1 pseudogene is annotated in these 946 nt (G+C 58.1%); it reads left to right on the top strand.

Annotated features, from left to right (window positions below):
* Positions 1 to 791: pseudogene (locus HW447_RS17805) on the top strand (relaxase/mobilization nuclease domain-containing protein); the annotation flags it as partial.
* Between the last annotated feature and the right edge of the window lie 155 nt (positions 792 to 946).

Genomic DNA, 946 nt, shown 5'->3' with positions numbered 1-946 from the left:
CGGCGTTTCTGAGGCTCATGGAGGAGTCCGGCTTTCTGGTAAAGCATGGCCGTGGCGGTGTGATCTCCTTTCTTGCTCCCGGACAGGATAAGCCCACCCGCCTGCGGGCATCCACTCTCGGGGATGGTTTTGATCCCGAGGACATCCGGGCTGTGATTGCCGGGGAGCGTCCGATCCCGGAGCTCCCGCAGGAGGCCCCGGCTCCTGCCCGGCGTGTCAATCTGATTATAGACATTCAAGAGCGCATGGCACAGGGCAAGGGCCCGGCCTATGAACGGTGGGCCAAGGTTTACAATCTGAAACAGATGGCTGCTGCGCTCCAGTACCTGCGGGAAAATGATCTAATGGACTATGAGGCGCTGGCGGTCAGTACAGAAAAGGCGGTAGAGTGTTTTCATGCGCTGTCCGAGGAATTGCGGCAAACGGAGGCGGCGCTGGAAAAGACCACCGGGCTCATGGCGGCTACTGTGGACTACGCAAAAACCCGGCCTGTGTTTGACGGTTACAAGGCGGCCCGGTACAGTAAAAAATATCTGTCGGAGCATGAGGCGGAGCTTGCCACTTACCGAGCGGCCCGGGCTACTATGAATGAGCTTTTGGACGGTGCAAAACTGCCAAAGATGGCGGATATGAAAAAGTCCCGCCAGGAATTGGCGGGAAAGAAAAAAGCCCTCTATGCGGAATACCGCAAGGCCCAGGCGGATATGCGGCAGGCTGTGGCGGTCAAGGCGAACATTGATCATCTGCTCGGCGTGACGGACGGGCGGGAAAATAAGGCCCAGGAGCGATAGCGACAGGCCGCAGACAACAGGCGCATAGCGCCGGGACTTTGGGACAATTTGTCCCGAAGTTCAGCGGGTTTGGGGAGCTCCCCAACAAGCATTTTTGCGGGCCTGCGGCCAGCAAAAATTTCGGAGTGTGGCCACACCCGAATTGCTTGCCATTT

It is taken from the genome of Enterocloster alcoholdehydrogenati (assembly GCF_013282095.1).
In the GTDB taxonomy this organism is placed as follows: Bacteria; Bacillota; Clostridia; order Lachnospirales; family Lachnospiraceae; genus Enterocloster; species Enterocloster alcoholdehydrogenati.
Note: the sequence above shows the minus strand (reverse complement) of the source record. Positions and strands in the feature narration are given on the sequence as shown.